Origin of the sequence: Aeromicrobium phragmitis (assembly GCF_003674095.1) — a bacterium.
Classification (GTDB): Bacteria; Actinomycetota; Actinomycetes; order Propionibacteriales; family Nocardioidaceae; genus Aeromicrobium; species Aeromicrobium phragmitis.
Genome location: NZ_RDBF01000236.1, coordinates 1 through 330, shown reverse-complemented (window position 1 = coordinate 330; position 330 = coordinate 1). Strand labels below are relative to the sequence as shown.

Annotated in this window: 1 protein-coding gene; it reads left to right on the top strand. The window is 71.5% G+C overall.

Going from position 1 to position 330, the window contains the following annotated elements; translation table 11 throughout:
• Positions 1 to 330: EamA family transporter (locus D9V41_RS18385; RefSeq protein ID WP_208006945.1), on the top strand; the 330-nt coding region annotated here is incomplete at both ends.

Genomic DNA, 330 nt, shown 5'->3' with positions numbered 1-330 from the left:
GCGACGAGTGGGGTAGCGGTGCTGTCGGGTGTCTTCGATGCCGGCTCGACGATCGATCCTGTCGGCCTTCTCGGCTCGCTCGGGGCCGGGCTCGCGCGGATCCTCGTGGGCGGTGGACTCCTGGCGGCCTTCGCCTGGCTGACGAGCGGCCGGTCCCGAACGGCCCCGACCCCGGCGGTGCTGGCCCTGGCCGTCGTCGGAGCACTGGGCGTTCTGGCGTACCAGCCGACGTTCTTCCTCGGCACCGAGGCCAACGGTGTGGCGGTAGGGACCGTCGTGGCGCTGGGAAGCGCTCCGGTGCTCACCGGCTTGCTGGAGTGGATCCTCACT